Below are 25,223 nucleotides of genomic sequence, written 5' to 3' on the forward strand. Positions count from 1 at the left end.
CCAAACCAGTTTCTGCAATCCCTACACTGAATCTGTACTCTCAGGCCATGTCCTTTGGACTAAAGTCTGGGCCAGCGGAGGTGTAGTCGGCGGAGATGCAGGCGGAACACAAGAAACAGGCCACTACTGGTCAACAAGACAATACCAACCCCAATACGCTCCCGTCATCATAAACGGCATCATGTATTCCCAACAATTTGACGTATCTATGGGTACAAACATGGGCTCAGGTATAAAAGCGGTCAACTTATTTAGCGGCCAAGAAATCTTCACCATCAACACAACCAACCCGTTGCGTTGTGGTATGACCACCAGATACAACCATATCAACCAGTATGGCGCTATCGGACCATTTCTTTGGACAACTGGCCAACTCCCAGCAGGTGACACAGGCGGAACCCGACCTAACCTGCAAACCGGTACAACACAATGGAACATGTACAACGCCCTAAACGGCCAATATATCCTAAGCGTAGTCAACGGTTCCTCTCTAAATCTGCGACCTGATGAAAACGGCAACTTGATTGGCTACTTTATCAATAGCACCGCTGGAACCGAAACTGTCTATCCCGCACCCGGACAAAGCAAAGTCGTAACAACCACTGGTCCTCACCTAAGCATGGTAAATATGACTATGGCTATTGGTCAAACTGGCGGATCATGGCAAGCACCTAGAAACACTGTACGCTCAATGTCTAGCGGCATAATGTGGACTGTAGATCTACCCAATAACATCTCAGGCATACCCATCGACCCCGCGCTCTCCATTAATGCAATTGTCGGTGACGCAGTCGTCATGACTTCGGGCATGGTTCACGGGCAAGGCGTAGGCGGCGAAACGGCTGGTTGGCTTGTTTACTGTAGTATGGATGCGAACACGGGTGAATTGTTGTGGGCCAAAAACTTGACCTATGCTGATGGCTGGAAGTCATTTTTGCCTTACACAAGAACATCCACAGCATACGGTGAAGGCATAATCTACAACATGAACGATGTTAACTATGCCATTGAAGCATTCGATGCACGAACCGGCAAAAAAGTCTGGACTAACACATTCACAGGAGATAATGGAGCGGAACCAAACATCTATGACCTTTTTAGCTTAAAACCCTATGTAGCAAATGGTTTACTTGTTACTGTGGGCTTAGGAGGCGATATATGGGGTCACAACGCAACCAACGGCAATCTAGTCTGGTACACCAATACCACTAAATTCCTCGGCGATCCAGGCATTGAAACACCCTATGGTGTCTGGCCTCTTTGGGTCTTCAATTGTGCAGGTTTTACAAACGATGTTGGATATCTCCCTATTGGCATTGAATACAGTCCGCCCTTGTTCCATGGTGCACAGATGACAGCAGTTAACCTAACTGATGGTTCTCTTATCTGGAGCGAATTAGGTACCTACACCCGATCCACAGCTATTGCATATGGTGTTATGCTCTCGATGAATGCGTATGACAATCAAATCTATGCCTTTGGTAGAGGCCCAAGTAAAACAACAGTCTCAGCACCGCAAGTTGGTATAACAACCTCAACGCCCATAACCATTACTGGCCGAGTGACCGATATAGCTGATGGTTCAATGCGTCACGATGTAGCTGCAAACTTCCCCAACGGCCTCCCCTGTGTCTCTGATGAAAGTCAGAGTAGATTTATGGAACATGTTTATCAGCAGCAACCAAGACCAACCAACATCACAGGCGTCAAAGTTACCCTCAATGTGGTTGATGGTAATGGCAACTACCGTCCAATCGGTACAACAACTACTTTTGATGGTACATACGCACTTAATTGGACTCCTGATATTGATGGGCCATTTCAAGTGATTGCAAACTTTGAGGGTACCAACAGCTATTACCCCTCCTCAGCAACAACCTATCTATATGCAAGCGACCCCGCAACACCTGCCCCAACTACTGCTGATCCCTCAGGCTTAGTGACTTCTGCTGATTTGTTGACTTATTTATCAGTTGGTGTCATCGCTATCATCATTGCAATAGCTATCGTCGGACTGCTTATCCTCAAAAAGAAATGAGCAACAAAACAAAAAATAACTTTCCCTTTTTCTTTTTTGTTGCGACTTGTTTGTTTTATGCTATGATTTATCGCAGTTTTTTATTCCTTCTGTCAACTGATTTATTACCCCAACCACACTATAACCCTGATCAAAAGAGGTATTATATGGGCGTCAAAGTTGAAATTTATAAATCCTCAGAGGGCTTCTACCTCATCACCACCCCCCAAAACGTCTACAACACTGACAACTACCCCGAAGTTCTAGACATACTAGATGAGCTATTCAAAGAAACTCATTAATCCAAAAAAGTTTTAAGGTGAAAAGGCTAATGTTGGTTTACACATGTCTTGTGCCTCCAAACATGGGAATGTGGTTTCGGTTGTTGTCGCGTCAATCTTCGGGTGGCGTGATACAACCGTTTAGGGTGCTGCGGGTAAGTCCTGCTGAAACGATGACGCCTGCATTTTGTGGGTTAGGAGAAGTAGGCAGGGGCCGCAGATCTTTTTCCTCTCAAATTATGTGCTTGATTGCTGAAAATTTATATTTTGTTCTCTGTGTTGGTTTCTTTGTTTAGCTCTTATTATGGCAATTACAGTGTAGATGATGGCGGCTAGGTTTAGGGTCAGGGCAAATATGTTGAAGCTTATATCACCGGCTGAGAGGTGGGGACTAAACATTATTGTGCTGCAGATAACTGCGGCTATAGCAATTATGTTGGCTAGGATTATGATGTAGTAGCGGGGTGGGTTTTTATTGTGCTGGTCATTGTGTGGCCTCTGTATTTTGAGTTTTTTCTAATTTGTCTATGAGTTTGTTTCTTTGTTTAGTGATTTTTATGGTTTTTATGCCTGTGATGATGACTAGTGTAAGTAAGGCTTCAACAAATATGAACATGCTTAGTGTAGTGGTTGATAGGTTCGAGTGTTGTGTTATTGTAAAGCAGATTATCATTGCTAAAAGGACTATTTGGGATATTACCATTGCATATAGGCTGTAGGGGTTTATTTTTGTGCGGCTCATGGTGCGGCCTCTGTATTTTGAGTTTTTTCCTCTTCTTTCCATTGGTCTATGGGTTTGTTTGCATGTTTAACGAGTTTAACCCCTTTTATAGTCATAGAAATGGAAAATAGAAACAGCAAGAGGCAGAATATGTAGCTGACTATGCCAAAGGGTGATTGAAACCGGTTATCCGATAGTGTCCAATATGTAACAAAGGCAATGCCGAAGCCGTTGAATGCGAATAAAACGAAGTAAGGTTTGAAGCTCATTCTTGTGTAGGTCATATAGTTAGTTTCCCCTAATTTAGTATAATGTGTATTAATGGTATCTCATATAAGTTTTTTCAATATATGCCGGGGCCATAAAAAAAGAGGTTACATGTATTCCTCTTCAGAAGGTGTAACCGAAATTTTGAGTTTACCATTTTTCATTTTATTTAGCAGTCCTGCAAGCATTTTGCCATCTTCAGCAGAAAGCGCAAATGCCAACGCCGCTTTACCACTATACACATTAATGTAGGGTTCAAGCTTGGCATATTGCTTTTCTACAACACTAGGATAAACAAAGGGTGCATTATCATAGACACCGCCCACAGCATCAAGGGGATGGCTAACTTTCACACCATTACTATCTTTGCCCTCACTATGACCCATCATAAACGTGATATAGCCTTTATTTATGCCCCGCTCAGGCGGAGAGGCCTCCTGCTCAAAGAACTTACGCAAACCATGACTGGGCACAGACCGGGGGCCATCATACATTTTTTTACGTATCAGCGTTGCACGAAAAACACAATGAAAAGTTTTGCAGTCAAGCGGTTTACCCCGCTCAGTTATAAATAAATAGTCACTCTTCACGCCGGCCTTATCGAGGATATTTTGCCGAATTGGACGCCAAACCTGCAGCGCCTCTATAGCATCACGGCTTATAAAACTAAAATACTTAAACCCATTTCCCTTACGCTCATCAAAATCAAAGCGGATCCGTTCCGCCCCTTCGTCGATAAGCCGAAAAACCCGCCGTGCCTGCTTATTCATATCAACTAACACCTGCTGAATAGCTTGCCCAGCTTGAAGCTCACAAAAACATATAGCCCGCTGTTGCGCGTTAAGATTTCCCAACAGTTTACGTACAAAGTCTGCAGTGAAGGGGATTTCTGGATATTTGCGGCGGTCACGTTTGGGAAAGAAACCATTCTTTGTGGTAAGCGGAGTTTCGTGGTGGTCACAGAACTGTTTGACGGGCAAAAAGAATGCTGTATATTTGTAATTTTTTGACCTATCCTTTAGATCAGGATTATCACGGCTATACTCTAATGCCAAACGCAGAGCCCAGCGCCGCTGTTCAATATCATTTGAGGCTCTTTTTTGCAGATGCATGTTGAGAAATTCCGCGGGAGATATATCAATTTGTTTAACCACCCGCAGCCAATTAAAGAAACGGGTCAGCCCAATCGATTTCTCATAGTAGGTGTGTTCATTTTCTTTGAAGTGACTAAAGAAGTCATTGGCCACTTGGTGTGTTTGCTCAAATTCGTCTCTTTGCTGAAGCGTTATGCTGTAGGGGTAGGAAGGTTCTCTGCTAAACCGGGGCATTCTAGGTCTTCTCCGTCAATACCCCTTGTTGTTTGTCAGTACATAAGCTTTTATTTGTCAGTTCGCCCGTCGAGCTAATTCATTGCATGCGCTCTAGCTCTAGTGCTCATCATCCAACCACTAAGTCATCGGCGAAACATAAGTCTGTTATGCTCCCTTCTCCTCCAATCAGTGTTTGGGTTGGTTGATGAATTCTTTGAATCATGTTTGGTGGATGGTTAGGTTTTTATTGTATTAGGTTTCAAATTATCGTGGTTAGGTTTGAAAGTTATACCTGTTATTGATATCTTGAATGGTGTTGCAGTTCATGCTATACGTGGGATGCGTAGTGAGTATCAGCCGCTTCAGAGCTCACTTGTTTGTTCCACCGATCCCATCAGGGTTGCAGACGCGTTTAAAACCTTGGGTTTTAGCACGCTCTATCTTGCCGATTTAGATGCTATCTTGATGGGTTCTTTTGGGTTTGATTTGTATAGTTGCATTGGTTCTTTGGGGTTGTCTTTGATGGTTGATGCGGGTGTTAGCTCTTTTGAGGGGGTTGAGGGATTGTTTAGGCAAGGCGTTTCAAAAGTTATCATCGGAACTGAGACTCTTCTTACTAAGGGGTTTGTGGCTGAGGCTGTGGAGCGGTTTGGGGGCGATCGGGTTGTGGTGAGTTTGGATTTAAAAAATGGGTCTATTTTGGGTAAATTAGGTGTTGATCGCTCTATTGATCCTTTGCAGTTACTGGGTGAGTTTGAGGCGATGGGAGTTTTAGAGGTTATTGTGCTGGATTTAGCCCGTGTGGGAAGTCAAGAAGGTGTTGACACGAATTTTCTAACGCGGGTTATTGATCAAACTGGTCTCTCAGTGTATGTTGGTGGTGGCGTGCGCGGTATTTCTGATTTGGTTGAGTTAAATGCGTTGGGTGTGGAGGGTGCTTTGGTAGCAACAGCGTTGCATACCGATCGGATATCTGTTGAGGATCTTAGGCAGAGTGGTTTTCTCTGATTATTAGTTTGTTTTGGCTAGGCATACAATGCCGCCTAGTTGGGTGAGTCGGAGGCCTGCGTTGGATTCGGCGTTTATGACGCGGGTTTTAATTTGTTTGTTTTGGGCGATTTGCATGAGGCGGTGTACTCGGTTTTTTTGGCGGGTGCCTTCTAAGAATTCATTGGTCAAAAGCAGGTATTCCGGTCGGGGTTTGTTGGGTAGTTGTGGATCTAAGATGAGTTGTTCGGCTTCGTTTAATGAAAAAAATACCAGGTTGCTATTTGTGCTGAGACGTTTTTCTAAGAGTTCTAGTAGGTTCTCGGTTTCTTGTTCAGTGTTTGTCTGAATTAGTTGTTTGAATATGGGTTTTTGTGTTAGTGCACTGACTTGTTGGGGGGTGTCTGCTGAGCCTGTCATTAGGGCGATGGTGACTTTGTTTGTGCCTTGGAGTAGCCAGGTGTGGTGGTTTGTTATGTGTGTTTGGAGATCTGATGCATAGCTGGTTCTTGGGGGTGAGGTGATTATAAGGTTCTGTACACCTGTTTTAAAGGTGGGTCTGAGTGCGTTTATGAGGGTTTCATGAAAGTTGTAGAGGTTTTTTGTGTCTTTTCGGTTTCCGTTTAGGGGTTGGGTTTGTTGGAGTTTAGCGACTTGGCTAAAGATCTGCCAGAGTGTGGCGTGGGTTTCTTCTATACCTATGAGTATGGCAACTGGATATCCACGTCGGTAGCTTTTGGGTTTCATGTCGGTTTATTATTTTTGTGGCGGCTTATTTTAGTCGTCCGCTTATCTATCTAAACGACAGATTTATCAAACTCTGGCCGATTAAATCTATGGATCTTTATGGTTGTAGTGGTTGATAGCAAGTCTGCGTTTGACTTAGAACTTGGTAAAGCTAAGCGTGTTTTGGGTTTATTTTACATGTCTAGTTGTCCGCATTGTATGCGCTTTATGCCATTTTTTGAGACAAAAACAGCGGATTTGAGCTTGCCCATAGTTAAGGTACGCCTAGACGACTATGACAGCCCCCTATGGGATGACTACAATGTGGTTGCGGTGCCCACAGTTATTCTCTTTGAAGACGGCAAAGTCAGCAAACGCCTCGATAGTCTGCTGGGTAACTGTATAAAAAACGAAAAATTTACGGCTTGGCTACAAGAAAGCATTTAATTTAATCTACCGGCTGGATTATTTGTATTTGTTGGGCCGTTGGCTCACAGCTGGTTCTAAAAATGGTTATATGCCTCCTGTAACATTTTGATGATATTGACTTTTTTAACTCTGGCCTCAAAAGGGGCTAGTTGTCTCTGTTTTTTGTTATGTTTGTGTGGTTTGAATGGTTGTTCGGAAAACTTTTGGGTATGTTTTAGGGGTTTTGTTTTTTGTGGATGTGTTATTTTTTTCAACTATGCCCCTGGTAAGAGCTGAGCTTGAGTTTACTTTGTTAAATTCTAGTTTGAGTTTTGCGGGTAATGATGTTGATTCTGCTGGGGTGCTCTGGGCGGGTGATCGATTGTTTGGGTTGTGGAAAAGCACCGATAATGGGGCATCGTTTCAATTTGTTTACCGCTTCCCGGGGGGTTTTTGATTCAGCTAATGCTTATTCGGGGCATGTTTGGAATGTATTTGTGGATTCGCGTGATTTTATTTTTGTCAGCGCCGGGGGCACCAATGGTCTCTATCGCTCAACCAATAAAGGCGCTAGTTTCACTCAGGTTCTAAACACCAATGCCAGTCACAGCGAATCTTTCTATATTGATATGACTGAGGACCAAGCCGGTAATCTCTACACCATAACCTACACCAACGGCTCCGCCCAACCCCAAATTCTAAAAAGTACAAACGGCGGCACAAATTGGACAAGAATCGGCACCACCATCTCTAATGTATTGCACTTCCACAACATAGCCTACAACCCAAACAATGGTTATCTCTATGTAATCACCGGAGAAATTCCCCCTTCTGCCGCCTACCGAGATGGCGAAAAAATTTTTCGAAGCAAAGACCAAGGCGAAACCTGGACCATAGTCGTAGATAGAAACACTACACTGGGCACGGTTTATTTGGCCATGACCTTTGTAGACAACTATGTCTATATCGGCCAAGATTACCCTAATCGAATCTGCCAAATACACCGCTTCCAAGACGACCAAACCACCACCAACCTCCTCTCCTATACCCCGCAAATTGTCTACACTCCACCCCCAGACAACGGCGGCGCCATGCCCTACATGTCCGCCACAAACCTAAACAACACTACTTTAATTTTTGCTAGCTGTGCCGAAACACAAAACGGCATCACCCAAATTCTCACAAGCACCAACGGCCTAACTTGGACAACACTTACCTCAACAACCATAACTGCATCTGAGGACCGCTGGAACCACCTCACCCCCCATCCCCGAAGCAACACAATATTTGGAACCCTAAAACCAGGGGTCACCTACCAAATAAAAACCAACACACAAACAACCCCAACCCCACCACCCAACCCAACATCAACTCTAACTCCCACATCCACCACCACAATAACCCCCCAACAAACACCCACTCCAACTCAATCGCCCACACCTAGCCCAACACCAACACCAGACATACCCACCCAAACACCCAACCCAACTCCCTCTCCTTCCGTTATACCACAACCCACACCTGCTACAATACCTCAACCAACAGCAACCAAAATTACCCAAACAACCCCCACTAATACCACCATAAAACCCCTTGCTACCCCTATCCAAACACCCCTAGAAACCGCTCAACCCTCAAGCCAAACAACTCCCATAGCGCCACAGACCAGCGGAACCGCCAAAGTAAACTATACCGAAATAGCCATAATTACCTCAATGATAACTGCCGCCAGCCTGCTATCGACTGCGCTGATAAAAAAACGACGCCACCACAACCACAACAACAATCCCAATCCTCAACAAAGACCCCTCATCATCCAATAGCGTACAACCCGACGCTACAAAAACAACGCACCACAAACTGAACGGTTTGCAACCATTTATTGTACTGATGTTCACATTTTTTTGTTCAGAAGAAAAGAAACATTATTATTAATGGCTGGCTAATTAACTGAAAAAGAGAGAGGAAATTTTAGATTGGAATTTTGTCCCAACTGCGGTTCACGCCTTGAACCCAAAAAAACCGGCGACGGCAACGCATTTGTGCTTAGCTGCGCAAAATGTAGCTTTACCAAAGAACCAACCGATAAAAAAGCAGAAGCCCGCACCGGCGCAGTCATCCAGCCTAAACCCAAACCCTTCATGACCATAATCAGTGAACAAGATCAACAAATCACCCCCATGCAGACCATAAAAATGAAATGCGAAAAATGCACCAACAATATGGTCTATGTTTGGCAGGTGCAGACCCGTGGCGGTGATGAAGCCACCACTCAGTTTATGAGATGCACAAAATGCGGACATACGTTTAGAGAATACAGCTAAAATTGGAAAATTATTTAAAGCATCATATCGCATGGTATCTTCGGAGCTAAACCTGATGCCTAAAAAAGAAAAGCCGTTAACCAAAAAAGAGAGAGACGAAAAAAGAAAGGCTAAAAAAGCCCACAAGAGCAAAACCCAGACAAGCTAAACAAAGTCTCGTTTTGTCTCTTCTTCCGTTTTTATTTCACCATCAACCTCAGCTCAGCTCCAAATTCTACACCGCCTATCAACAGCAAAATCAAGCGACTAACCCCGATACCATCTAAAACTATTCTCATCGCTTCACAATAACCTGCAGAGGGGTTCTGGTGTTTGAGAGTTGAGTTGGGTCAATTGCTTTTTTTGTATGGGCGGATTTTTAAACTTCTTTTGTTTTCTCTATGTTGTCGATGAAGATAATTGCACGTAAGGACAGGTATTACCTGATGACTGGTGCTAACATTTGAATCTGAGACTCTCTTTTTGGCAAAACGTTAATTAGCTCTCCCAACCCGATATGCCTGATAGTTATGCCTAAAAATCCAGCCGGTCCCTTCTGGTTCATACGTGAAGATGGAAAATTTATTCAGTGCAGCAAAGCAGCTTTTGATCAAGCTATCATTGAAGGCAAGAGCATCAAGTATAACGGCTACCCCAACAAAAAAACCGAAAAAACTGCTGAAAATTTGGAGGCATCCCGCATGTTGCTTTTATCCAAACCGGAGTTACCCACAAAATTCCGCAAATATCTCACTAACCCGGCCAATGTCATCCAAGTTGAAATTATTGATGTTGATGATCCCGATTTCTGGATGCGAGAATCCCGAAACCCCAAATATCAACAACAATAACTACCCCAATTCTGCTTAGCGATCTATTTTTGTTGATGTGCTAGCTTAGGTTGAAGAGTTGCTGAATTTTCTAAGGAGTATGTTGGCTATTGCCGCTATTACAACATCGGCCAAGATCCACTCGATAAATGTAAGATAACCCAGTATGGCAAAAATTGTGACTATTACTATGAGTGCTACTGCAATAATACCAATTATTCTTTTTCGCTGAGTAGCTTGTCGGGACATTGCTTTTCAGCCTACATCAAGGCCCAGAACCTTAAAATGGTTGCGGACAACGCCTGTTTGGTTTTCAGTATTGCCGTAGTAACTGAGGCGTGATTATTTTGGTTGTTTTGTCTGCAGGGTTGGTTTGGTTTATTTTTTTGGTTTGTTCTATAATCCTTAAATCGGACTGGGCAGGTGTTATTTGCGGGGGATGATGTCGCCGTCCCAGTCTGATTGGGAAAGATGAAGAATGAAAAACGACAGACCCCAAGGAGTGTCTAGTATGCATTGTCCAAAATGTGGTTCTTTGCGTGTTGAGCGGTTGCGTAATCAAGAAGTTAGATGTCAGGCTTGTGGTATGATTTTCTATTTTGTTACACCTGATATGGGTTCAACTGATTTTGATCGCTACAAATTATAATCTGTAGCTGTTGCTTTGATGTTGTTATTGTTATTGTTGGCTTTTTGTTTTTTGTGGTTTGTACCAGCAGCTTTATATGAATAAATATTCATATGAATTTTTATTCATGCGATGTGGAGGAGAGATGGATGAAAAAAAGCCTCACAACAATCTGCTACCGCTTCTTTACCAACCTAGCCAACCCCACCCGCCTCGCCGCACTCGAACAACTCATGACCAAACCCATGAGCGTAAGCGAACTCGCCCAAATTCTAAACCAAGAACAAAGCATGATAAGCCACAACCTAAAACCCCTGCTCCAATGCAACATCATAACCATCCAAAAAAAAGGCAAACAACACATCTACACCGCAAACAAACAAACCCTAACCCCCATCTTTGCCGCCATAGAAAACCACGCACAAAACTTCTGCCCCACAGGCGGAGCATGCCTAAAAGAGGAAACCCCATGAAAAGAAAAATCGTAGAAATAAACCCCGACCTCTGCAACGGATGCGGAGCCTGCATCCCCAAATGTGCCGAGGGCGCTCTACAAATTATAAATGGCAAAGCCCAACTAGTCAAAGACACCTACTGCGACGGATTAGGCGCATGCCTAGGCGACTGCCCAAAAAACGCAATCACCATAACAGAACGCGAAGCAGAAGCCTTCAACCAACAAGAAGTTCACCAACACCTCAACAAAAACAACCAAACAACCCCTACCCTTTGCCCTTCAACAATTCAAACACCCCAATGGCCCATAAAACTCGAACTCGTCCCAGCTAAAGCCCCCTTCTTTGAAAACGCACATCTGCTACTATCCGCTGATTGCGCACCCGTCGCGCTCAAAAACTTCCATGCCCATATGGCGAATAAACGCGTCGTTATAGGCTGCCCCAAATTCAACGACGCCCGCGCCTACGCCGAAAAACTCACCGATATCTTAACCAAAAACAACATTGCAAGCCTAACAGTGCTACATATGGAAGTACCCTGTTGTAGCGGCCTCAAATGGGCCATCAACAAAGCATTAACAGATTCAGCAAAACAGATCCCGCTAAAAGTGCTCGAAATCAAAATCGGAGGTGACATAGTTGAGCTCTAACCCAATCGAAAAAAATCCCCAAACCTGCCCCGGACTACGCGATCTGCTTCAACCCAAACCCGCCTACATTAATTGCCATGTCTGCGGATCAGAAATAGAAATCTGGACCGATGAAGACAAAACCACCTGCCCCAGTTGCGGAGCCGAATGGAAACGCCCCGACGAAAACGCGGTATGTCTCCAATATTGCGAATACGCAGATAAATGCCGCGGAATAATCGCCGAACGCAAAAAATAACCGCGCACTATAGCTTTCTTTAGTCGCGGAAATTCTACATTTTCCTATACACAACCTAAAAAAAGAACTAGAACAACCTTGTGTTGCTTTCACTGCTGTTGCTTACGATGCACGTATAAAACCCCTTTACCGGAATCCTGTCCTATATTACATATGCTCGGGAGGCCTAAATATGTCATTAAGCGGGTAACGTGGACAAGCGCCAGTGAAAGCACTTCTAACAAACTATCTAATCAGTTGGTTGCCTTATATGGGCAGTAACCGGAAAGTATATTTTCTTAGCGGATGTAGATTCGACTCTGCAAATAAACGGAGCAGATCCCATGGTCATTGAAGCAGTCATATTCGATTTAGATGGAACCCTAGTCACTTTTAATCTAGACTACAAGGCTCTGCGTGGCGAAGTCAGAGAATACCTTCTAAGAGTAGGCGTTCCGCTCTCAGTATTACAGGTTAAAGAAAGCATTTTTGACATGTTAGACAAAGCTGAGCTTTACTTTAAAAACAACGGTAAACCCGACGCCTTCTCAGAGGTGCGAATACAAAGTTTAGCCATAGTCCAAAAATACGAAAAAGAATCCTCAGCACTCACCAGTCTAATGCCCGGCGCTCTTGAAACACTCAAAGAACTCAAAAAAATGAACATCAAATTGGGCTTATGTACCAATAGTAGCAAAACATACGCCGACTATCTTCTAGACCGCTTTAAAATCAAAGACTACATTGAGGTTGCAATTACACGAGATGGAGTTAAGCGGGTTAAACCCGACATCGAACAGCACACCAAGGTAATAGAAATATTAAACACCCATCCAGAGTCAGTGCTGGTTGTGGGTGATAGCGTAATAGATATGCAAAGTGCCAAAACGCTCAAAATCCGTGCGGTTGGTTTTCCTAGCGGCATCTCAACTAAAGACCAGCTGATAAAAAGCGGCGCAAACTATATCATAACCTCGTTAATTGATCTGCCGAATTTAATAAAAAAAATAGAAAGCGAAAAAAATTAAGCGACGGTTACTACACCGTCTTCGCTACAGACCAATTTACGTTCCCTTATCAGCCGCTTAAGTACCTCAAAGAAGACCGTTTTTACTTCCTCTGTGGCATGGCTCACCCCAAAGACTTTAGCTGTTTCGCTAATCAATGATTCATCGCTTATGCCCAGAGCATATTGGGCTACTTGTTTCATGGCGGATTCAACTTCTTCGGGGGTGATGTATTGGGGTTTACGCTTCGATTCAGGAACGCCCTGCATGGGTATGCGTATGGGGGTTTCTTTGAGTCCAGCCGGCCACAAAAAGCTGCCTTTGATGGTGACTTTTTGTTGGCGTAAGAGGTCGTTTAGCGATTCTTTGACGGCATGGTTAATTTTAGGGGTTATTTGTTTTATGCCCCATGTTGCGGCCAATCGGCCCACAGCATAATCAAAGTGGATAGGTCCCTCGTTGGCTATGAGCTCAGCTAAGAGTTTAGTTTGGTTTTCACGGTTTTCAGGGAAATGGAACTCATTTTTAACCCGGCTATCCACACTTGTTTTAGCGGTTTGGGCTTTGATGTAGGGATTGTAGGTTGCTTTGAGGGGGTGGACTTTGTAGGGAACGCCTAGTTTTTCGATGCCGCCATACTGGTTTTTTTGCACATCTGTTAGGGGTGCGCTTGGGGGTTTTTGGGCGTCTTTTTCTATTTGTTGGACTTGGGCTTGTTCGATGGCTTCTTTGAGTCGGCGGATTTCACTGTCGCGTCTTGCAACCCAGGCAGGTGCCCATATGCGGTGAATACGCCAGCCTAGTTGGCGAAGAACTTGTTCTCGGAGGCGGTCGCGGTCGCGTGCGCTGCTACTGGATTTGTAGGTGTATCCATCACATTCCACACCTAGGAGGTAGTGGCCTTTGTTTACGGGGTCAATGACGCCTATGTCGATTTTGTAGCCGCTGCAGCCTACTTCGAGTGCTATGTCATAGCCGAGTTTTTTGATTTCATTGGCGACGTCTTCATCTATGGCTGAGTCGTATGTGCCTTCTTTGGTTTTGATTCTGTTGAGTGCTTCTATGCCTTGTTCGGCGTATTCGAGGTAGGTGCGCAGGGTTTGGATGCCTATGGTTTGTACTTCGGGGTCGATGTCTGAGCCTTTGATGGAGGTTATGATTACGACTTTTTCTCTGGCGCGGGTGATTGCTACGTTTAGTCTGCGTTCGCCGCCGGGTTTGTTGAGGGGGCCGAAGTTCATGGTTATTTGGCCGTTTTGGTCATAGCCATATCCTACGCTAAAAAAGATGACGTCGCGTTCGTCGCCTTGGACGTTTTCTAGGTTTTTGACAAAGAAGCCGTCGATGCGGTCTTCTTTGAAGAAGGGTTCAAATTCGCTGTGTTCTTTTAGACGGCGTTCTATGGCTTCTTCAATTGCTTCCATTTGTGCGATGCTAAAGGTGACTACGCCTAGGGTTTTTTTGGGGTAGGTTTTGAAGTGTTCAAAGACTAAATCGGCGACTTTTTCGGCTTCGGTTGGGTTGTTGCGTTTGCCGCCTCGGTCATAGATTGCATCTGGAACATAGACGAGTTTGACGCCTAGGCTGTCGGTTTCGGCTTTGGCGGAGGGGAAGGTTATCATGGTATCATCGTAGAAGCGGTGGTTGCTAAATGCGATCAGACCCTCGTGTCGGCTTCGGTAGTGCCATTTTAGGGTTTTTACGGGTAGGCCGATGCCTAGGCATTCGTCTAGGATACTGTCAAAGACTTCTATGCTTTCGTCGGTTAGTTCGTCCCAGTCTTTGTCGTCTAGGAGGTTTTTTTGGAAGAATGATGTTGGGGGTAGTTGTTTGTTGTCGCCTGCGACTACTATGGTTTTGGCGCGGTAGATGGCGCCTATGGCGTCTTCGGGGACTAGTTGGGAGGCTTCATCAAAGAGCACTAAGTCGAATTTTATGTCGGAGGGTAAAAATTGGCTGACTGTGATGGGACTCATGAGTAGGCAGGGTTTGAGTTTGACTAGTAGGGTGGGGATTTTTTGGAAGAGCATGCGCAGGGGCATGAGGCGGCGTTTTTTGGCGGCTTCTTTGGAGAGGATGCCTGCTTCGGCGTCTGCGGCTTGGATGAGTATGTCTTGGGGTTTGCGGCTGTTTGCGGCGTCGATGACCATGGCGGAGGTTTGTCCGATGAGGTCGTGGTCGAGTTTTTTGAAGTCTGTTATGAGTTGTTCGTGGTTTTCTCTGCGGAATTTGCCTAGTTGGGGGTCTTCGTTGTAGAGGTTGTTTATCCATTCTTGGTAGGCGCTTTTGCGGAAAATAATAACTAAATCCACCGCTGGGGGTTTTTGTTCCACTAAGCGTTCAAAGAAGGGGTCCAGACCCAGTAGTGTGAAGCGGGTTTTGGTGTCTTTGTAGTCGATCCAGACTTGGAGATCATCGACTCGGTCGCGAAGACTGCTTATGCGCTCTTCAATAATTTGGATGTCGCAGTCTACGAGTTTTTGGTTTTGATAGTGCATCTCAGATTCAAAGCGGTTTTCAAAATCTGTCAATACGCCCAGAGCGTTATCGCGTCTTGTAATCAAGTCTTTGTTTGAAGGTGCGGCGTTGGGTCCTTGGGCGGCAAGCTCAGCAAAGGCTTCCGGTACGGGTATGTCGCCAAACATGATTTGTATTTTTTGTACCCACTCCAATACTGTGACGATGTCTTGCCAGTCGGTTTGCATTTCTTGGAAGCGGGTTCCAAATTTTTCTTGCAACTGGGCTTTTTCGGCTACAATTTGGGCTTCTTTTTTACGAATATCCTCCGCATCTCTGAGATCCCCAATGAACTGCTGATAATTTTTAGGTTCCACCTTTACTACTGTTAGGGTTTGGGTGGTTAGATTGGCCAAAACGGCTAGTTGTTTCTCGGTTTCAGTTGTCCAGCTCTCTAATATGGGTAGTACTGTTTCGGTTAGGGGGTGTTCAGATTTTGGAATTACTTTGGGCAGGAGTGCGTCAAATTCTTTGGTTTGTTGTTCCCATTTCGTTATCATGTTTTGGAGGTCTTCGCCCAAGTTTTTAATCATCGGTGCAGGGTGTGCGGGGGTTGTGAGGATTTTTAGCAGGGGTTCGGGGATGGTGGTGGCCCAGTTTAGTTTTTGGATTTCTTCGGTGAGTGCTATGGCTTTTTGTGCGCCTTTAAAGTCGGTTTTGCTCTTGTGGTAGTAGTGTCCCAGCAGGGTTTGAACGTCTTGTGCGGAATCAGTGATTTTTTTGGATAATTTGTTAACTTTCCGTGCATCAATTAAGTCTTGTAACACTGTTTTGGGAACTTTGTTTTCATGGGTGATTTGGGCGATTCGTTTTTGGTCATTGCGGTATTCACTGTTAAAGAGTTTTATGCCGCCTTGATAGGGGCCGCTGTATTTCTCAATTAAGACATCTAGATCAAGTTTGTAGAGGTTTTCGCTGTAGGTTTCGCTTAATCTACTCTTTAGCTGGCTGTGTTCGTCATAGAGTTGCTTGGTTTTGTCGACTGTTTGGGTGACTTCTTGGAGGTATTCTTTGTTAAACCACTGCGGTTCAGGTTTATCATCTGCAAAACACAGATACGCCATACGTGATAGTTGCTTTAGCTGCCCAATAGTCAACTCAGTGCCATCTAAGCCCAGCATGGGTGCTAAGGAATGGGCGGTTTCTTTGCATTTACGCACCGTTATCATCATGCTTTTAAGATACGCTAAGAATTTTTCGCGCTTGGCTAATAATTCACTTTGCGCCAAATCAGCTGTTCCGGTGGCTTTACCTACATTGGCTACTGCCTGCTGAAGTTCTTGTGAGCGGGTCAAGACCAACTCAAAGAGTGCTGGTGTGTAGCGTTCCATGAGGTTTGTGCGTGTTGTTTTAATCCAGGTGGTAATTTCCAGATAGGATTTAGCCTCTGCTAAGAGCTTATTTAGGGGGTTTAGTAGCCAGCGTTGCTCGGGTTTTGGGCTTTCATAGAGTATATTACCCACATCTAATAACCATTGGATGCGTGCAAAATTTTCAGGGGGAAATATGCCTATTTTAGCTGAGAAATCCTCGGTTTCTAACTCGAGTTCACGCAGGGTTTGATTAATATTTTCCAGAGCAGTTAGGACTTCGCTTCGGATTTCTAGATTGTATTTGTCGGCGCGGTAGCCTACCCAGGGGAAATCCTCTTCTTCAACAACCGCCCAAACTTTGCTTAGGTGACTAACTAGCTCTTCTAGTTCGCGCATTTTTTGCGGTGTTAGCGTTGAGAGTCCGCTAAGTCCCACAGGGATAAAGGGCACGCGTTCCAAGCTACAGATAATACTTAGTACCTCATAGGCACTGCGCTGTAAATACTGCCGCTTCTGATGAATCGCCAAAACATACCCATTTAGAGCGGTTCTATATGCCGATAAGCGGTCAAAATCATGACTTGAGGGCAATTTGCGCGGTACTAAATTCTCATCTAGACTGCGTTTGAGCTCTGCAACCACTTGCTGTTTGTTGGCTTTGCTGCTATGCATTTCTAAACAAAAATGCGCTAACCCAACCTCACTTAACCGTTTATACACCACCTCAAGAGCCGCCATTTTATCACTAACAAACAGCACACTCTTACCATTAGCAATACACTCCGCAATAATATTGGCAATTGTCTGACTCTTACCTGTACCGGGTGGGCCCTTCATTACAAAACTCTGCCCATGCAAAGCATACTGTATACTTAACCGCTGACTACTATCAGCATCCAAAACCTGATAGGTCTTAGCGGGCACCTCCACAATATCTACATCTTTTTCCTCAGGCAACCCCGTCTGGATAAGACCTTCTTCTTTAAAGCCCGCAATGGCACGCACAAGAGAATGCTGAGTCACAGTAGGCATGTTGGTATCGAGATCTTTGTAGATGACCAGTTTTTGGAAAGAGAATAACCCTAAATCAATGGAGCTCTCTGTTTTCCAACCAAACTTGGCTACTGCAGTCTCAATCTGACGATAATACTCCGCAAGGGTTTGACCTTCCCAATCCTCAGGCAAAGGCGGCAACTCTATACGATAATCATTGTAGAGTTTAGCGGCTAAGGCCGGATTTAGAACCGCCTCATCCTCCACAGGAGGAACCGCAATACTATAGGGCGCCCGGCGCGTTTCTTTACCGATCTCAAGCGGCACCAAAACTAATGGCGAAACAACATTTTCCTGCGTTTCTAGATCCACCCAATTTAGCACCCCAAACGCCGCATACAAAATACGCACACCCCGCTCCCGATAATCCAAAAGCGAACGCCGTTCCAAAGCTTTAAGCGCCCGATCAACCTCACCCGCACCCAACTTATCCCCTAAAACCAGCTGATTAACACCCGGACGCTTAGAAACCACCACTGCCTCTTCCCCAGCTATAACAGCGGCTCTATTCGAAGATTTTACCGCTTTAACATCCATTTCAGAATCAACAGCAGAAAGATCCCCCTTAGTTTTGTTATCCGTCTTCTTTGCGCGGCCCTTTGTTTTAGGCTTCTCTTCAACTTGTTCTGTTTTGTCCGTTTTGGGTACAGCGGGCATATAGAATTCTAAACGCCCATTCTTTACCACCAAAGTATCGAAAATTTTTTGCGCTTCAGGCTGAGTAATGCTATGATTACCTCGCCTAGTTTTACGGAAATAGAGCAAATTATTTTTGCGAGATAAATCAATCAGACGCGATTTCCAATCCTCAACCCGCTTCTCAGCCTGAGATACAGGAACCGAATCACCAAGAGTTTGAGTCAACCAAGGCCACTCCACAATAGGTATCAGTATTGTCTGTCGCATTCTTTAATATTTACGGTGATCCACCCAAACCAAACAAACCACAAAACCCAACTAAACAAAAATCTGAACTTGTCAGGCGGCTTTACCTCGCCAAAACCCTAACCCCGCTCAATAGCATCTAAAACAACCCGCAAAACCCCACCCAAACCCACTTCTCGGACCTCTATTACCTCAAGACCCATACCCAACGCAGATAGATCCTCCAAAAGCTTTGCTTTATTCCCACAAGTATCTAAAAGAACCAGACCTTTGATGCCGCTAAACAATTCCCTAAACGCCGTCTCGTCCATACCCTGTTGCAAAAGGTTTCGCTTCATATCGGCAAAAAACTCAACCATACCCGGCCCCATAAACATCAAATCCTGCTCCGGATCAGCCTCCAAAGCGCGGCCTCTACCCCCAAGTTGACAATCAATACAATTCAATGCATTCACCCTAACAACCCCCAACTCACGAGCCAACTGCTCCATCTCACCCGATTGCCCCAAGCAAAGCTCACCATAAACCAATACAATCCGGCCATTAAATCGCCGCTTGGTATGCTCAAGCATCCGCCGAAGATTACTCTCCAGCTGAGCATAATCGACATGAAAATTTTTACTCACAAAAACCAATTCAGCATCTAACTTACCCTCGGCTCTAAGCTGTAAAAGCTCACCTTTGAGTACACTACACGACACAACACAAACAGACATCTAAACACCTTTTACCATCATAACAGTTAGATATTATTCTTGTAGTGGATGAACGTTTTGTGCGAAGCTATTGGCAAGTGCTTGGGTATCTGATGTTCCAACAATGAGGTATTCACCATTTTTAACTCTACTACAAGACTTGTAGTATTAGTTGATGCTACATAGGCGGTAGCTCCATTGCCCAGCGTGTACATACCTATGCGGGTATTATCAAACTCAGTTGAGTATTGCCTGTGTAAATAAGGTTGCCTGAACCTACTTGACCAATAAACGACCTAGCAATCTCCTCCGAGGTAACATTTTTGTTGCTTTGGATGCGAAAAATTGATCCAATGTAATCAAAGCTGTGGGATTCAACGTTTATGTACCCTTCACCAACAGTCACAATCGACGGTGATGCTGAACTACTACAGCCCAGCCCAAAATGCCGCCAATTATTATTAGAAATACCCCTATGAGCGCCATAATATGTTTACTATTCACACCTATGCCTATCGTTTCCCAAAACTATTTCGCTAGTTCGATTCCTGTAAGTGGTAGGGCTAAGTTAGTGAATCGGCGTCAATTGAGTTGGTGCCTGCGTCATTATGGTTTAGGTGAGGTGACAAGTAAGTGTGCCGCGATGTATCTGGGTGTTTCTCAGAGAAGATTTCAACAAGTCTACAAACAATATCAACTAACAGGTAAATACCCCAAATAAAACAAAAGGCTGGCGGGAGACCCAAAACAGAAATTTCCCAAGAATGGAAAAACCTAATCAAACAACAATACGAAAAAACCCGATGTAATGCTGTGTATCTGGAGAAAAAGATAAACTTCAAGTATCACATACATATTTCTCATCGTATAATTCATCAGGTTTTGCTTGAATTAGGCTATGCAGAGCATGAAGCAGTTAAACAAAAACGCAGAAAACCCTGGATACGCTACGAACAAACCCATTCGCTATCTTTAGTGCATATGGACTATCATTATTGTAAAGACGGCAGATATCTTTACTGTTTTAGATGATACTTCTAGAAAGGTTTTGGCGGCTGGTGAATTTGATCACAAAACTACTCAAAATGCACTTATAGTTTTAAGGCAGGCTCAAAAAGAGGTGATCTCTACCCTATTTTGGCTGTGGTGACTGATCATGGCTCAGAGTTTTATGCTAATCTGCGGGATGCCAAAGGTCATGCGGAGCACGAGTTTGAATTGTATCTAAAAAAACAAGGCATAACGCAGATTCTTTGCGGTGTAATCATCCGTAGACCAACGGGAAAGTTGAAAAATGGATGATCTCTACATCCATCATCGTGACTGGTTCTCTAATTTAGAGGATAGGCTTTTGTGGTATAATGAGGAGAAGCCTCATGGAGCGCTTAACCTTGAAATAGCGGAAACTCTAAGTCAAGCTTTTATCCGTAAAATGCGGCCTGAAGTCTGGATCGGACTAGCAACAAAGACATTTAAATGGTGAACAAACATGAAACCCAAAACAAAACCAACTAGCGAAATAGTTTTGGGAAACGATAATTCACACCTATGCCTATGCCCACAATCATCTTTCCATACACTTGACGATCCTTTAGCCGGTTGCGCAATAATCTATTTGCGCCTAACAGAACAATGCCACTAACTATCAGAGCCACGGTCACAATGATTAAAACATTGGGCAGTGTTGCCTGTACAGTGAATTGTTCAATAGCCATTTTACATCCGTCTATGAATATTATTTGGATAACAAAAATCTTTCCCAAAGAGCTACAATAAGCATCATATCAAACAAGGAAACGCCAAAAAATTAATCAAAAAAGAAGCCTTAGTTTGCTTAGAGAGTTTGTTGTAAGATCTTTGCTCCCCCTGAAAATTTGAGTTTACCTGATTAAAAGTCCTTACCAGGTATTTACTACCCTTAGGCAGACCCTAAAAAATTAGGGTTTTGGGGAAATAAAGTGGTAGCGGGGCCAGGTTGGCCAATTTTGAGTCAACTCGGCAGTGTCAAAAGCCAGTGTTAGCTCCATGCCAATTTTTAGTTGTTCTTGTGCTATGTCTTGTATCATACCTGGAATTTTTAGGTCTTCTTCGAGTTCAACAATACCCACAGCATAGGGTGTTTGTGCTTGGAATTGTGTTGGTGCTACGTGGATGATGGTGTATGTGAGGAGTTTACCTTTTCCTGAGATGGGGGTCCAGGTGAATTCTTTGGAGAAGCATTCACTGCAGAGGGGTCTTGGGGGTAGATGTATTTTTCCGCATTTGGTGCATTTTCCTGCCATTAACTGGTTGGTTGAGAGGAATTTGTAGAATTGCTCAATCGTAAACGATTCAGTGCTCATTAGTTATCTCTCCGGTAGATGTGTATAGCTGCAGTTGCACCTGAGCCGCCAATGTTTTGGGTTAACCCGATTTCTGCATCCTTAACTTGACGCCTATCAGCTTGTCCGGTGAGCTGCAAATACATCTCGTATGCTTGTGCGGTGCCTGTGGCGCCAACGGGGTGACCTTTGGATTTGAGACCACCGCTAGTGTTAACCGGTATGTTTCCGCCTAGACGTGTAGCGCCGCTCTCAACGAGTTTACCGCCTTGACCAACAGCACAGAAACCCAAATCTTCATAATGTATAATTTCTGCTATGGTAAAACAGTCATGAACCTCAGCGAGGTTGACTTGGTTAGGGGTAATGTTTGCCATTGTGTAGGCTTCGTTTACGGCTAATTTGGCCGAATGTAGCGAAGTAAGAGTTTGGCGTTCATATAGCCCGATGGTGTCACTGGCCTGTCCGCTACCCACTATGTGAACGGGCTGGTCAGTGTATTTTTTTGCAAGTTCAGGTTTTGTTAAAATTATGCAACTTGCACCATCAGTTATCAAAGAGCAGTCATAGAGTTTAAGCGGCCAAGCCACATACTTTGAGGCTAAAACGTTTTGGAGGGGAACTTCTTTTTGCATATGCGCCTTAGGATTGAGGCTACCATGGTAGTGATTTTTAACAGCAACCATACCTATCTGTTCCTCAGTGGTGCCATAAGTAGCCATATGCGCGTTGGCCATTAGTGCATAGAGTCCTGGAAAGGTGATTCCGTGAAACTGCTCAAAGGGATAATCAGAGGCCATTGCTAGATATTCGGTGACTTCTGCAGTGGTTCGGTGCGTCATTTTTTCCACTCCGCCTACAATAACTACATCGGCTAAGCCGGAGAGAACCGCATAAATGCCTGAGCGCAAAGCAACACCCGAGCTTCCACAAGCCGCTTCAGTACGTGTAGCGGCGATGCCCGAAAGACCCGCCCAATCCGCCAAAGTGCTGCCCGTATGTCCCTGATGCTCATAAGCCTCACCCATATGCCCAATAAACATAGCCTTGATATCCTGTTTAGGCTCAAGCTTGGGACAACGAGAAAACGCCTCAGAAGCGGCTTCAGCAAAGAGTTCACGCGTCAATAAACCGTCATGTTTACCAAATTTAGTCATACCAGCACTAATTATACTGGCAAGTGGTTTCCCATTCAACCCATGTACCTCTCTATGGATAATAATGTTAGCAACCCAGAATAAAAACTAAACCGTAAAACCACAGTTTATTGGTCGGGGTCGGGTAGGTTCCAGCCTGCCTTAATTTTTTGTCGAACAGTTTTTGCTATATCTGGCAGGGTCAACATGAATTCTACATGTGAACACTGATTTGTTCCACAGTGTTGGCATTCGAGGCCCTTGGGGTTTATGGTTATGGTAACTAAGGTTTTATTTTGGTGGTCGAAAATTTTTATGCCATTCATGTCATGGCTGATGAACTCCCACTGTTTTTTAACCATTTAGATACCCCTTTGCAATATATTTCTTTTAACCGATATCCGCATTCAATCGACCCCTAAATATTGTTTTTTGATTTAACCTTCCATCCACCTCGACGGGCTTCACACCTATAAATTATACACAATTTCCATGAAGTTAAACTCCAAATCCCACATGGATTACCAGAACTATGCGTTAAAATTCTTGCGATGCTGTAACAAGAATTGAGTTGATCCAATTTTGTCGAAATATTGACCTTGAAAACCCCTGAAGCAAGTAAAAAACTGATGTTCAGTGCAGGGGGTGGGATTCGACCCATAGCTGATGGATATATCGCCATCAGCAAGTTTCTTTTCGCATAACAATCCCTTTTTCTTGTTTTAAGTTTTAGTGTTGTCTGTTTTTTATTGAGTAACGAGCTCTGCATAAAGATTACTGCCTTAAAATAAACAAACAGGATTTAACGTCAAAATTGTGGTGAAAATAAAGAAATCAGCAAAACTCAATACAGCGGTTTACCCATTGAAAGCTTAATTGAAGTAACAAAAAGCGATATAAGAAACCCCCTAAATGATGGGGGATAAATCGGATGTGTGATTATGAAAAAACTCGCAATAGTGTATCTTTTATGTTTAGCAATTCTGATAGTGCCCCTTTTTTTGGGCGTAGGGCCAGTTGTAGCGTCAGTTGATGATTGGTCGATGTTTCGAGGTGATTTAAGTCATAGTGGTGTGTCATCTACAGTGCCGGCAACAAGTGCTGATGTAGTTTGGAAATTGGAAACTGGAGTTCCTTTGGATTCCTCTGTTGCTATTGTTGATGGCCGAATATATGTTGCAGGTAACGATGGCAAAGTGTATTGCCTAAATGCTGTTGATGGGTCTCAGATTTGGGTACATTCAATGCCTGATCAGTCAGCAATAAGTTCGTCTATTGCAGTTGCAAACGGTCGTATTTACTTTGGAAGCTATGACCATTATGTATATTGTTTAGATGCTTCTTCGGGTGATGCGATATGGTCTTGCCAAACAGGCGATAGTATACACTCCTCTCCAGCAGTAGCCGATGGTTCTGTTTATGTTGGTTCACGGGATGGAGACGTTTACTCCTTAGATGCACTGACTGGTCTTAAGAATTGGCGTTTCTCAACTGGTGGAATAGTTGATTCATCACCAGCAGTAGTTGATGGGAAACTCTACATTGGATCCGCTGACCATAACGTGTACTGTCTAAACGCAATGAATGGTGTAAAAATATGGAGCTATACCACAGGTAACGCAGTTCTCTCTTCTCCTGCAGTTGTCAATGGTTATGTCTACATTGGTTCACAAGATAACTCTGTTTACTGTCTAGATGCTCAAACGGGTGCAATGGTTTGGAGTTGTCAAGTGCAAGGCATAGTTGATTCTTCTCCTGCTGTTGTTGAGGGGTATGTGTACATCGGTTCGGGCATACTTGAAGGAAACACGGACAAAAACATCTATTGTTTAGATGCAACAACCGGACATAAAGTATGGCGTTATGACACTCCTGATGGTGTTTATTCTTCTCCTGTTGTAGTGGGTGGCTACTTATATGTTGGTGATTGGGCTGGTAATTTCTACTGCTTAAATGCAACTAACGGCGTAAAAGTTTGGTTGTATGAAACTGGTAAAATAACGGCTTCTCCAGCAGTGTCAAATGGGTTGGTTTACATAACTTCATGGGACAAGTCCATCTATGCTTTGGGTATACAAATGGGAACCAATGCTTCTCCAGACCTTTCTCTTTGGGTGATAGGTGTAGGGGTAGTTGTTGTCGTAGTTGCAGTTGTGGCAGTGCTTTTTATTTTTGTAATTCGCAAGAAGACCAAGGCTACGAAAAGGTAATTTTATTACCTTATTTTTATTTTATGATTATTTATGGCTGTTATTTGTGGAATATTGTATTTTTATAAGTTTGTATTTTGTTCTTTTTATTTGCAAAAAGTGTGGGCGTGGGATTCGCGCTAACATTCCTATGGCGACATCGTCATCAACAGATTTTTTCGCTTAACCCTTTTTCTTTTTTGAGTCTCTTAATGTTATCGTAGATATTTTGGCGCTATGTAACAATCGTAGTTAATGGCACAAATAGTGTTATTTATACATTTTTTAGGAGCTAAACGGTGTA

27 protein-coding genes are annotated in these 25,223 nt (G+C 43.9%); 14 read left to right on the plus strand and 13 right to left on the minus strand.

The genetic code is table 11. The features are described 5' to 3' along the window. On the plus strand, positions 1 to 2,038 hold a 2,038-nt coding region (locus FWF39_RS07625), incomplete at its 5' end, for a PQQ-binding-like beta-propeller repeat protein (RefSeq protein ID WP_343382843.1). Between the two features lie 146 nt (positions 2,039 to 2,184). Next, complete coding sequence (locus tag FWF39_RS07630) at positions 2,185 to 2,319, plus strand: hypothetical protein (protein WP_343382844.1); 135 nt, start codon at positions 2,185 to 2,187, stop codon at positions 2,317 to 2,319. Between the two features lie 216 nt (positions 2,320 to 2,535). Here FWF39_RS07630 and FWF39_RS07635 read toward each other — a convergent pair whose 3' ends face one another. The 4 genes from FWF39_RS07635 to FWF39_RS07650 form a co-directional block, all read right to left on the minus strand. Beyond that, a complete protein-coding gene (locus FWF39_RS07635) occupies positions 2,536 to 2,697 on the minus strand; it encodes a hypothetical protein (RefSeq protein ID WP_343382845.1) in 162 nt (53 codons plus the stop codon). Positions 2,698 to 2,782: 85 nt separating this feature from the next. Continuing rightward, positions 2,783 to 3,040 carry a hypothetical protein gene (locus tag FWF39_RS07640; RefSeq protein WP_343382846.1) on the minus strand — a complete coding sequence of 86 codons (258 nt, stop codon included), beginning with the start codon at positions 3,038 to 3,040 and terminating at the stop codon, positions 2,783 to 2,785. Further along, complete coding sequence (locus FWF39_RS07645) at positions 3,037 to 3,303, minus strand: hypothetical protein (protein WP_343382847.1); 267 nt, start codon at positions 3,301 to 3,303, stop codon at positions 3,037 to 3,039. Before FWF39_RS07645 ends, FWF39_RS07640 begins: the two co-directional genes overlap by 4 nt. A 90-nt stretch (positions 3,304 to 3,393) precedes the next feature. Beyond that, positions 3,394 to 4,614 carry a hypothetical protein gene (locus tag FWF39_RS07650; protein ID WP_343382848.1) on the minus strand — a complete coding sequence of 407 codons (1,221 nt, stop codon included), beginning with the start codon at positions 4,612 to 4,614 and terminating at the stop codon, positions 3,394 to 3,396. 261 nt (positions 4,615 to 4,875) lie between these two features. On the opposite strand from FWF39_RS07650, the gene FWF39_RS07655 reads away from it, so the two are divergent. Continuing rightward, on the plus strand, positions 4,876 to 5,604 hold the full coding sequence (locus tag FWF39_RS07655; protein WP_343382849.1) for a HisA/HisF-related TIM barrel protein: 729 nt from the start codon (positions 4,876 to 4,878) through the stop codon (positions 5,602 to 5,604). 3 nt (positions 5,605 to 5,607) lie between these two features. Here FWF39_RS07655 and FWF39_RS07660 read toward each other — a convergent pair whose 3' ends face one another. After that, positions 5,608 to 6,330: a hypothetical protein gene (locus FWF39_RS07660; protein ID WP_343382850.1), complete on the minus strand. Its 723-nt coding sequence runs from the start codon at positions 6,328 to 6,330 to the stop codon at positions 5,608 to 5,610. A 108-nt stretch (positions 6,331 to 6,438) separates the two neighbouring features. On the opposite strand from FWF39_RS07660, the gene FWF39_RS07665 reads away from it, so the two are divergent. From FWF39_RS07665 to FWF39_RS07680, 4 genes are all read left to right on the plus strand, one after another. After that, positions 6,439 to 6,756 (plus strand): thioredoxin family protein, encoded by a 318-nt coding sequence (locus FWF39_RS07665; RefSeq protein ID WP_343382851.1) that lies wholly within the window; start codon positions 6,439 to 6,441, stop codon positions 6,754 to 6,756. A gap of 335 nt (positions 6,757 to 7,091) precedes the next feature. Next, complete coding sequence (locus FWF39_RS07670) at positions 7,092 to 8,540, plus strand: hypothetical protein (RefSeq protein ID WP_343382852.1); 1,449 nt, start codon at positions 7,092 to 7,094, stop codon at positions 8,538 to 8,540. A 153-nt stretch (positions 8,541 to 8,693) separates the two neighbouring features. Beyond that, positions 8,694 to 9,041 (plus strand): transcription factor S, encoded by a 348-nt coding sequence (locus FWF39_RS07675; RefSeq protein ID WP_343382853.1) that lies wholly within the window; start codon positions 8,694 to 8,696, stop codon positions 9,039 to 9,041. Between the two features lie 509 nt (positions 9,042 to 9,550). After that, the gene (locus FWF39_RS07680) at positions 9,551 to 9,871 is read left to right on the plus strand and encodes a hypothetical protein (protein ID WP_343382854.1); all 321 of its coding nucleotides are present in this window, start codon (positions 9,551 to 9,553) and stop codon (positions 9,869 to 9,871) included. A gap of 45 nt (positions 9,872 to 9,916) precedes the next feature. Here FWF39_RS07680 and FWF39_RS07685 read toward each other — a convergent pair whose 3' ends face one another. Beyond that, the gene (locus tag FWF39_RS07685; RefSeq protein WP_343382855.1) at positions 9,917 to 10,099 is read right to left on the minus strand and encodes a hypothetical protein; all 183 of its coding nucleotides are present in this window, start codon (positions 10,097 to 10,099) and stop codon (positions 9,917 to 9,919) included. 229 nt (positions 10,100 to 10,328) lie between these two features. Between FWF39_RS07685 and FWF39_RS07690 the strand changes: the two genes are divergently transcribed. The 5 genes from FWF39_RS07690 to FWF39_RS07710 all read left to right on the plus strand — a co-directional run bounded on the left by FWF39_RS07690 (position 10,329) and on the right by FWF39_RS07710 (position 12,831). Beyond that, positions 10,329 to 10,499 carry a hypothetical protein gene (locus FWF39_RS07690; RefSeq protein WP_343382856.1) on the plus strand — a complete coding sequence of 57 codons (171 nt, stop codon included), beginning with the start codon at positions 10,329 to 10,331 and terminating at the stop codon, positions 10,497 to 10,499. A 128-nt stretch (positions 10,500 to 10,627) separates the two neighbouring features. Then, positions 10,628 to 10,951, plus strand: coding sequence for a metalloregulator ArsR/SmtB family transcription factor (locus tag FWF39_RS07695; protein ID WP_343382857.1), 324 nt, complete (start codon positions 10,628 to 10,630; stop codon positions 10,949 to 10,951). After that, positions 10,948 to 11,586 carry a 4Fe-4S binding protein gene (locus FWF39_RS07700; protein ID WP_343382858.1) on the plus strand — a complete coding sequence of 213 codons (639 nt, stop codon included), beginning with the start codon at positions 10,948 to 10,950 and terminating at the stop codon, positions 11,584 to 11,586. Before FWF39_RS07695 ends, FWF39_RS07700 begins: the two co-directional genes overlap by 4 nt. Further along, positions 11,576 to 11,824 (plus strand): hypothetical protein, encoded by a 249-nt coding sequence (locus FWF39_RS07705; RefSeq protein WP_343382859.1) that lies wholly within the window; start codon positions 11,576 to 11,578, stop codon positions 11,822 to 11,824. Before FWF39_RS07700 ends, FWF39_RS07705 begins: the two co-directional genes overlap by 11 nt. Before the next feature lie 323 nt (positions 11,825 to 12,147). Further along, complete coding sequence (locus tag FWF39_RS07710) at positions 12,148 to 12,831, plus strand: HAD family hydrolase (protein WP_343382860.1); 684 nt, start codon at positions 12,148 to 12,150, stop codon at positions 12,829 to 12,831. Here FWF39_RS07710 and FWF39_RS07715 read toward each other — a convergent pair. The 3 genes from FWF39_RS07715 to FWF39_RS07725 form a co-directional block, all read right to left on the minus strand. Further along, positions 12,828 to 18,557, minus strand: coding sequence for a DUF3320 domain-containing protein (locus tag FWF39_RS07715; RefSeq protein WP_343382861.1), 5,730 nt, complete (start codon positions 18,555 to 18,557; stop codon positions 12,828 to 12,830). The two genes, FWF39_RS07710 and FWF39_RS07715, sit on opposite strands and share 4 nt — an antisense overlap. Positions 18,558 to 18,697: 140 nt before the next feature. Next, a complete protein-coding gene (locus FWF39_RS07720) occupies positions 18,698 to 19,294 on the minus strand; it encodes a DUF1638 domain-containing protein (RefSeq protein WP_343382862.1) in 597 nt (198 codons plus the stop codon). 196 nt (positions 19,295 to 19,490) lie between these two features. Further along, entirely contained in the window at positions 19,491 to 19,679 is a 189-nt protein-coding gene (locus tag FWF39_RS07725) for a hypothetical protein (protein ID WP_343382863.1), read from the minus strand. Positions 19,680 to 20,567: 888 nt separating this feature from the next. Here FWF39_RS07725 and FWF39_RS07730 point away from each other — a divergent pair. Further along, positions 20,568 to 20,756 (plus strand): hypothetical protein, encoded by a 189-nt coding sequence (locus FWF39_RS07730; protein ID WP_343382864.1) that lies wholly within the window; start codon positions 20,568 to 20,570, stop codon positions 20,754 to 20,756. Between the two features lie 28 nt (positions 20,757 to 20,784). On the opposite strand, the gene FWF39_RS07735 is transcribed toward FWF39_RS07730, so the two are convergent. The 4 genes from FWF39_RS07735 to FWF39_RS07750 all read right to left on the minus strand — a co-directional run bounded on the left by FWF39_RS07735 (position 20,785) and on the right by FWF39_RS07750 (position 23,092). After that, the gene (locus FWF39_RS07735) at positions 20,785 to 21,036 is read right to left on the minus strand and encodes a hypothetical protein (RefSeq protein WP_343382865.1); all 252 of its coding nucleotides are present in this window, start codon (positions 21,034 to 21,036) and stop codon (positions 20,785 to 20,787) included. A 174-nt stretch (positions 21,037 to 21,210) separates the two neighbouring features. Then, positions 21,211 to 21,615 (minus strand): Zn-ribbon domain-containing OB-fold protein, encoded by a 405-nt coding sequence (locus FWF39_RS07740; protein WP_343382866.1) that lies wholly within the window; start codon positions 21,613 to 21,615, stop codon positions 21,211 to 21,213. Next, the gene (locus FWF39_RS07745) at positions 21,615 to 22,790 is read right to left on the minus strand and encodes a thiolase domain-containing protein (RefSeq protein ID WP_343382867.1); all 1,176 of its coding nucleotides are present in this window, start codon (positions 22,788 to 22,790) and stop codon (positions 21,615 to 21,617) included. Before FWF39_RS07745 ends, FWF39_RS07740 begins: the two co-directional genes overlap by 1 nt. Positions 22,791 to 22,858: 68 nt before the next feature. Beyond that, on the minus strand, positions 22,859 to 23,092 hold the full coding sequence (locus tag FWF39_RS07750) for a hypothetical protein (protein ID WP_343382868.1): 234 nt from the start codon (positions 23,090 to 23,092) through the stop codon (positions 22,859 to 22,861). 579 nt (positions 23,093 to 23,671) lie between these two features. On the opposite strand from FWF39_RS07750, the gene FWF39_RS07755 reads away from it, so the two are divergent. Further along, a complete protein-coding gene (locus FWF39_RS07755) occupies positions 23,672 to 24,940 on the plus strand; it encodes a PQQ-binding-like beta-propeller repeat protein (protein WP_343382869.1) in 1,269 nt (422 codons plus the stop codon). Positions 24,941 to 25,223 lie beyond the last annotated feature (283 nt).

It is taken from the genome of Candidatus Bathycorpusculum sp. (assembly GCF_009778815.1).
Classification (GTDB): Archaea; Thermoproteota; Bathyarchaeia; order Bathyarchaeales; family Bathycorpusculaceae; genus Bathycorpusculum; species Bathycorpusculum hydrogenotrophicum.

What these genes read in the sequence shown, in the direction of transcription:
- FWF39_RS07630 (WP_343382844.1), top strand. Translation starts at nt 2,185, where the DNA reads ATGGGCGTCAAAGTTGAAATTTATAAATCCTCAGAGGGCTTCTACCTC.
- FWF39_RS07635 (WP_343382845.1), bottom strand. Translation starts at nt 2,697, where the DNA reads ATGTTTAGTCCCCACCTCTCAGCCGGTGATATAAGCTTCAACATATTT.
- FWF39_RS07640 (WP_343382846.1), bottom strand. Translation starts at nt 3,040, where the DNA reads ATGAGCCGCACAAAAATAAACCCCTACAGCCTATATGCAATGGTAATA.
- FWF39_RS07645 (WP_343382847.1), bottom strand. Translation starts at nt 3,303, where the DNA reads ATGACCTACACAAGAATGAGCTTCAAACCTTACTTCGTTTTATTCGCA.
- FWF39_RS07650 (WP_343382848.1), bottom strand. Translation starts at nt 4,614, where the DNA reads ATGCCCCGGTTTAGCAGAGAACCTTCCTACCCCTACAGCATAACGCTT.
- FWF39_RS07660 (WP_343382850.1), bottom strand. Translation starts at nt 6,330, where the DNA reads ATGAAACCCAAAAGCTACCGACGTGGATATCCAGTTGCCATACTCATA.
- FWF39_RS07680 (WP_343382854.1), top strand. Translation starts at nt 9,551, where the DNA reads ATGCCTAAAAATCCAGCCGGTCCCTTCTGGTTCATACGTGAAGATGGA.
- FWF39_RS07685 (WP_343382855.1), bottom strand. Translation starts at nt 10,099, where the DNA reads ATGTCCCGACAAGCTACTCAGCGAAAAAGAATAATTGGTATTATTGCA.
- FWF39_RS07690 (WP_343382856.1), top strand. Translation starts at nt 10,329, where the DNA reads ATGAAAAACGACAGACCCCAAGGAGTGTCTAGTATGCATTGTCCAAAA.
- FWF39_RS07695 (WP_343382857.1), top strand. Translation starts at nt 10,628, where the DNA reads ATGAAAAAAAGCCTCACAACAATCTGCTACCGCTTCTTTACCAACCTA.
- FWF39_RS07700 (WP_343382858.1), top strand. Translation starts at nt 10,948, where the DNA reads ATGAAAAGAAAAATCGTAGAAATAAACCCCGACCTCTGCAACGGATGC.
- FWF39_RS07710 (WP_343382860.1), top strand. Translation starts at nt 12,148, where the DNA reads ATGGTCATTGAAGCAGTCATATTCGATTTAGATGGAACCCTAGTCACT.
- FWF39_RS07720 (WP_343382862.1), bottom strand. Translation starts at nt 19,294, where the DNA reads ATGTCTGTTTGTGTTGTGTCGTGTAGTGTACTCAAAGGTGAGCTTTTA.
- FWF39_RS07730 (WP_343382864.1), top strand. Translation starts at nt 20,568, where the DNA reads ATGGATGATCTCTACATCCATCATCGTGACTGGTTCTCTAATTTAGAG.
- FWF39_RS07740 (WP_343382866.1), bottom strand. Translation starts at nt 21,615, where the DNA reads ATGAGCACTGAATCGTTTACGATTGAGCAATTCTACAAATTCCTCTCA.
- FWF39_RS07750 (WP_343382868.1), bottom strand. Translation starts at nt 23,092, where the DNA reads ATGGTTAAAAAACAGTGGGAGTTCATCAGCCATGACATGAATGGCATA.
- FWF39_RS07755 (WP_343382869.1), top strand. Translation starts at nt 23,672, where the DNA reads ATGAAAAAACTCGCAATAGTGTATCTTTTATGTTTAGCAATTCTGATA.